Origin of the sequence: Acinetobacter terrae, assembly GCF_013004375.1 — a bacterium.
Taxonomy (GTDB): Bacteria; Pseudomonadota; Gammaproteobacteria; order Pseudomonadales; family Moraxellaceae; genus Acinetobacter; species Acinetobacter terrae.
Window position 1 is genome coordinate 125180 of the sequence record NZ_JABERI010000014.1, and the last position, 6301, is coordinate 131480.

At 38.1% G+C, this 6301-nt stretch carries 7 protein-coding genes and 1 pseudogene; 5 read left to right on the plus strand and 3 right to left on the minus strand.

Translation table 11 applies throughout. From position 1 onward, the window contains the following. Positions 1 to 22: 22 nt before the first annotated feature. Positions 23 to 523: a DUF4442 domain-containing protein gene (locus tag HLH14_RS07705; RefSeq protein ID WP_067723053.1), complete on the plus strand. Its 501-nt coding sequence runs from the start codon at positions 23 to 25 to the stop codon at positions 521 to 523. A 151-nt stretch (positions 524 to 674) separates the two neighbouring features. On the opposite strand, the gene HLH14_RS07710 is transcribed toward HLH14_RS07705, so the two are convergent. The 3 genes from HLH14_RS07710 to HLH14_RS07720 are packed head-to-tail and all read right to left on the minus strand — an operon-like array spanning position 675 to position 2433. After that, positions 675 to 1097 carry an acyl-CoA thioesterase gene (locus HLH14_RS07710; RefSeq protein WP_067723055.1) on the minus strand — a complete coding sequence of 141 codons (423 nt, stop codon included), beginning with the start codon at positions 1095 to 1097 and terminating at the stop codon, positions 675 to 677. Between the two features lies 1 nt (position 1098). Further along, positions 1099 to 1536 carry a thioredoxin TrxC gene (trxC, locus tag HLH14_RS07715; protein WP_171532866.1) on the minus strand — a complete coding sequence of 146 codons (438 nt, stop codon included), beginning with the start codon at positions 1534 to 1536 and terminating at the stop codon, positions 1099 to 1101. Beyond that, entirely contained in the window at positions 1537 to 2433 is an 897-nt protein-coding gene (locus HLH14_RS07720) for an alpha/beta hydrolase (RefSeq protein WP_067723057.1), read from the minus strand. A gap of 124 nt (positions 2434 to 2557) precedes the next feature. Between HLH14_RS07720 and HLH14_RS07725 the strand changes: the two genes are divergently transcribed. The 4 genes and pseudogenes from HLH14_RS07725 to HLH14_RS07740 all read left to right on the plus strand — a co-directional run bounded on the left by HLH14_RS07725 (position 2558) and on the right by HLH14_RS07740 (position 6140). After that, the gene (locus HLH14_RS07725) at positions 2558 to 2893 is read left to right on the plus strand and encodes a protein tyrosine phosphatase family protein (RefSeq protein ID WP_067723058.1); all 336 of its coding nucleotides are present in this window, start codon (positions 2558 to 2560) and stop codon (positions 2891 to 2893) included. Further along, positions 2886 to 3311 (plus strand): annotated as a pseudogene (locus HLH14_RS07730) (protein tyrosine phosphatase family protein). The gene HLH14_RS07725 and the pseudogene HLH14_RS07730 overlap by 8 nt, the downstream one beginning before the upstream one ends. Positions 3312 to 3515: 204 nt before the next feature. Then, entirely contained in the window at positions 3516 to 4685 is a 1170-nt protein-coding gene (locus tag HLH14_RS07735; protein ID WP_067723060.1) for a hypothetical protein, read from the plus strand. A gap of 81 nt (positions 4686 to 4766) precedes the next feature. Then, positions 4767 to 6140 carry a dihydrolipoyl dehydrogenase gene (locus tag HLH14_RS07740; RefSeq protein WP_171532867.1) on the plus strand — a complete coding sequence of 458 codons (1374 nt, stop codon included), beginning with the start codon at positions 4767 to 4769 and terminating at the stop codon, positions 6138 to 6140. The last annotated feature ends 161 nt before the right edge of the window (positions 6141 to 6301 follow it).

Below are 6301 nucleotides of genomic sequence, written 5' to 3' on the forward strand. Positions count from 1 at the left end.
CAATAAAAAGTCGAGGAACTTCATGACACCGACCAATCGCTTATCAAAACTGGTGAAAGCAACCGCTAAATTACCCAAAGGAATCCGCAGCACACTGTGGAGCAAAGCGTTTGGTCGGGTCGTGCCGATGGTGGGTAGCGCCAATATTCGCTATCTCGAAGTGAGCCACGCCAAAGTGGTGGTGAAAATCGAAAACCATCGTGCGATGCAGAACCATATTGGTCAGGTACATGCCTGTGCCATGGCGCTGATTGCTGAAACAGCCACCGGTTTTGTCACGGGCATGAATGTTCCTGACTCCTGTATTGTGCTCATTAAAAGTTTCAAAGTCGATTTTAAACGTCCAAGCCAAGGTGCCATGATTGCAACTGCAACACTTACCGATGATCAGCAAAAATTAATGCAAAGCACTGAAAAAGGTGAAACGCTGGTTGCCGTAAAGGTTACTGATGAATCAGGTGAAGAGCCAATTCAATGCGAAATGCTGTGGGCTTGGGTATCCAAGTCACAATTAAAAAGATAATTTAATTTTTAATGTTCGTTACCTAAAGCTAAATTAAGTGACGAATTTTTACTTCTGTAGAAAATTGCTTAGCTCAAAATAAACCAGATGCTATTTTAAAAAATTCAAAATAGAAAAAGCCCAATCATGATTGGGCTTTTTTCTTTGATTATTACGCTGGTTGCGATGCTAAATATTTTTGTTTTACATCATCGGGAATCTGACGCTTTCCACCTTTCACGTCTACCGCAACAAAGGTAAATACCCCTTCTGTCACACGGATCGGTTCACGTGAATCGTCATGACTGTCCCACACTTCAATTTGCATTTGAATAGAGGTATTACCCACTTTTAAAATCTTGGTATAGCAACTAATCACATCACCGACTTTTACAGGAACCAGAAAAGTCATTTGATTAATCGAAATGGTTGCACAGCGCCCTTTACTGAAACGCTCTGCATGAATTGCACCTGCCAAATCCATTTGTGAAACAATCCACCCACCAAAGACATCACCACTCCAGTTGGTATCTGCTGGCATCGCAATGGTTTGAAGGGAAAGAGTTCCTTCAGGTTTTACATAAGTATCTGACACATTAGCTCCCAGTTTTGGCATTCAATTGTTGATCTAGCCACTGTTGCAGCTCTGTAGATCGTAAAGCACCACTTATTCTAGCAATTTCGTTGGCTTTATTCATCAAAACTAATGTGGGAATACTCCGCACACTAAAAGCACCACTGAGTCGCGGTGATTCTTCGGTATTAATTTTCGCAAAAATCACTCTCGGATTTTGTTTTGCCACTTGTTCAAAATGAGGGGCCATCATCTTGCAAGGACCACACCATTCTGCCCATAAGTCAATGAGCACAGGCAATTCACTATGAGTGACGAAATTACTAAAATTATGCTCATTCAATTCAATTGGAGCCAGGGAAATAAGCGCATGTTGACACTGACCACAGTTTGGATTTGCCTCTAGTTTATCTTCTGGTACTCTATTTCTAGCACCACACGCAGGACACACAATAATCATTTAGCTCACTCCAATATGTTGATGTAAAAATTCTAATTGGGTAGATATCGCTTTTTCAAACCATTGACCATGATATATATCAAAATGTTGCATATCCCACTCATGGTATTGCACATAAGGTGCAATATTGGTTGCTGTTTCACGACTCGACTCAAGTGGAATCAGGCTATCTTGTTTGGAAGCAATAAATAAAACAGGCACACTAATTTTACGCACATCTTGAATAGGACGATAACGAATTAAATTGAAAAAGATCCGTGCCGGAATCTCTCCACTCCAGTAATAATCTGGATTGACAATGGATAAATATCCGTCATAACTATCGGCTGTCGGCATAAAACATAAGCCCTTTTTGTCTACGACAGGCAAGGTTTTAGGGGACATGCCCACTTTTGCACCCATATAGTCCTGACTTGATATTTTTAATGCTTTCGGTAGTTGTTGTAAAGGGTAAAGCTTGGCACTTTCTGTTCCATCCACGAAGGGGATTTGAGCTATTACGGCTTGAACATTTTTTAATTCTGCAGCCAAATTCAAGACATAACCACCGCTTAAAGAGGTACCCCAAAGTACGATCCGTCGCGTATCTACTGATTTTCGCTCTAAAATATGCGCAATCATGGTTCGCCAATCTTCTAATTGGGATTGAATCGACACCAATTCACGTGGACGCCCCGTACTCCCGCCCCAATAACGATAATCAAACAATACCACTGCATAACCGGCTTGAGCAAAACGCTTGGCATACTGAACCAGTTTAAATTGACGTAAGGCTGCCAAACCATGCGCCATAATAATGACAGCAGGCTTGTGTTCAGTTTTGGGACGGTAAAAATCTGCAGCAATGACCTCTTGCCCACTATTTACATACAGTGGTTCAACTATATAGGAATGCATACGCGCTCCATTGCGTTATTTTATGGTTGTAATCACTTATAAAAATTTCAACAGATTAAGCTCCAGTTTCAGCTTAATGCTATCATAAAGCATAAATCTATTTAACGAATTATGGAGTGACGAAATGAGTGAAAATGTCGGCTTTGCAGGTCAAATTAGCCCAGAACAAGTAGCACAAGTTGCTGAGAAAGGTTTTAAATCGATTATCAACAACCGTCCGGATATGGAAGGTGGTCCTGAACAACCTACAAGTGCACAAATTGAAGAAGCTGCACGCAATGCCGGTTTAGATTACGTTTTCCAACCTGTGGTTGCGGGTCAAATTACTGAAGTCGATGTACGTACTTTTGCCAATCACTTCAATGAACTTCCAAAACCAGTGTTGATGTTTTGTCGTACGGGTAATCGCTCAAATAATTTATATCAAATCGCAAAACAAATGGATTTACTGGATGATTAAGCACGTTGTTTATAGTGCTTTATTTAGTTTAAGTTTGACCTGCAATACACCGATCTTTGCAGAAACTACTAATTTAACCCGTAGTTTAAATTCTTCTGTAAGTGTTACAGGTCAAATGACGGCAAACAAATTTGAAACTTTGATGCGTCAAGGTTTTAGATCCGTCATTGTGAATTGTCCTGATCAGGAACAAGATAATCTGGTTTCCGTCAATCAATTGGGCAATATTGCCGAACAAGTTCATGTTAGTTTTATTTATTAACCCATTACCAGTGCTAAAATTTCTGAAACAGACGTGATTGAATTTGCAAAATATTATAATGAGCTTCCAAAACCAATTTTAATGATATGTCGAAGTGGCACCCGCTCTGCCCTATTATTTAATGAAGCGAAAAAACTGGGATTGCTCAATGAATAAAATAATTTTTCTACTGCTTGTTTCATGTGTCATGGTTGGATGTAGCTCAATGAATGTTCGACCTACGGTTGGGGTGAGTGTGGGAACGAGCATTTAAAACATCAAAATAATGTATATGGTGCTCTTTGCGCCATTTTTTTATGTATGCTATCTTTAACTAATATAAACAAATTTACTACATAACATAATTTTTTGGGGTAAGGTATGGGTTTTATAAAAAGCTCTTTAGCGCTAGCTTTGGCCAGTTTATTAGTTGCATGCGGGGGCGGTGGTAGTGATGGTTATTATAATAATGATAGTAAAAGTAATACTTCTCCCTCTGCACCAGACAATACAACATCACCGACGGATGTACAGACTATTTTTAACTCTTTGAAAGTAGAAGCTGCGTCATTATTTGGACAATCAAATCCTGAACAAAAAGGTTACGTAGACCATGCTCTCGATACATATGCACAAAGTGTTCTGAAAATCACAAAAGATATTCGTAAGCTTGATTTTAAATCATTCAATACTACAAATCGTCTAGATCGATGTTTTCCTGAAAGTAAAACAGACTTTCGAGCTTGTTATGTCTTTAAAGGTAAAGAAATCAATAATCTTCTTGGATCCGACTATGATTCTTGGGATTTCATAATCGATAAAGGTATTGATTCCACAGGAATAGCATATGATGATCTTGCTAATATCCGCTTAAAATCTGATGATATTATACCTAATTTAGAAAGTTACTATGGGGAAACTTACCTATTAGTATTTGAAAATGAAAATCCTCTAAAAAACTTACAGGATATTACAATTGCAGGCGCATTCTCGCATCCATTCCAACAAGCACAAGGACTACAAAAACGCTTTATTCTAATCAATGAAGCAACTAGCGATTTTAAAATAACTGTCACAAAATCAGGCCAAACTACTGGAACAGTAATGGGTGCATTAAGCATTTATAAAGTTCCAGCTACATCTGATAACAGCGAGTACTATGTAACTGAAGCTGGTTCTGGTTTCAATACATTAATCAATGATAATACTAATGTAGCTTTCGCTGAACCTCTAAACTTCCGTATTGACTCTAAACTTGGTGTTACACCAAGCACCTATAAAATACTAAATGGTATTGAAACATTAAATCTGCCGAGCGTATCAATTTCGGGCACACGTATACAACACACTACACCATCCTTAAATGATAAAGAATATACAGGTAGTATTTTCTTAGAAGGTCCAAACATTTTTAACTTCGAACAATCGGCAATCAATTCAGTATTGAACTTTAAACATATCATTAATGAAATTACGTATGAAGGAACATCTACTAATACAAGTTCTGGCATTGTAACCACCTTCACATCTCCAAGTAGCATTAAATATTAATGTAATTTATTGATATAAAGCCCTCATGACTGAGGGCTTTTTTATATAGTTAAAACAATATTCTCTAACATTGGTCCTCATATGTACGACATCATTATCATCGGTGCTGGTACTGCAGGAATATCTGCATATAAAGAAGCAATAAAACACACCCAAAATATTCTTATTATTAATGATGGTCCTTGGGATACCACATGTGCCCGTGTTGGCTGTATGCCAAGTAAAGTACTTATCTCCACAGCCAACAGAATGCATGAAATTCAACATGCTCAAGAAGTTGCTCTAAGTGTTTCAGCTAAAATAGATACTTCTCAAGTAATGCAACATGTAAGAGAGCTACGTGATCGCTTTACCAATGCAACGTTAAAAGAAGTTAATAGTTGGGATGATGCCCATAAAATCTCTGGAAAAGCACATTTCATTGATTCAAGCACGGTTCAAGTTAATCAACAACATTACCAAGCTAAAAGTTTTATTATCGCTGTTGGATCTACCCCAACTATTAATAGCGATTGGAAAGATGAACTTGGTGATAAGCTCATCACATCTGATCAAATCTTTGAACTAGAAACCTTACCTAATTCATTAGCAGTGATTGGCAGTGGTGTTATAGCCATTGAACTGGCACAAGCCATGCAACGTTTAGGGGTTAAAACGACTGTTTTTGCACGTAGTCGTAAAGTTGGCTCCCTTACTAGTCCAGAACTACAGAAGATTGCTCAGAATACTTTAAGTGAAGAATTGAATATCAAGTTTGAAGTACTACCAGAACAAGTTAGAAAATTTCGTAATAAAGTTAAAATTAATTACACAGAAAAAGGAACTCAAAGCAGTTTTACTGCTGATTATTTATTGGTGGCGACAGGACGTAACAGTTATTTAAACAGTTTAAGTCTAGAAAGTATTGATTCTAAATTTACTGATCTAAAAAAACTTCCTGCTGATACGCACACTAAACAATTAGCTGATTATCCAATCTTCATTATTGGTGATGCCCATACCAATTCTCCAATTCAGCATGAAGCTGCTCACGAAGGGCGAACTGTAGTTCATAATTGCCTAAACTTTCCTGAACTTAAAAATATCAAAACTCTTACTCCACTTGGTATTGTTTTTAGTCAACCAGAAATGGCTATTGTTGGACAGAGTTTCAAACAGCTTACTCAATCGAAAGTTGAGTTTGTCACTGGCTTTGTCTCATATGAAACACAAGGTCGGGCAATAGTTTTGGGTAAAAACAAAGGTGCTATTGAAGTTTATATTGATAAAACAACACGTAAGTTTTTAGGAAGTGAACTGTTTGTAGAGTCTGCCGAACATATGGCGCATCTATTATGCTGGGTCCTGTCTGAGGAGTTAACCCTGGATGAGATATTGGATAAACCATTCTACCATCCCACCCTGGAAGAAGGCTTCAGAACGGCCTTTAAACATGCCCGACGGCAGCTGGAATAAAAACAGGATTACAGCTTGTTTCATTTTTAGCGACTTTTACATTATTTTTCTCTTTCCTTCAGGCATAAAAAATCCCCCTCTGCTTTATAGCGGAGGGGGATTTTTCGGAATAATGAGCTGGCGATGACTTACTCTCACATGGGTAACCCCACACTACCATC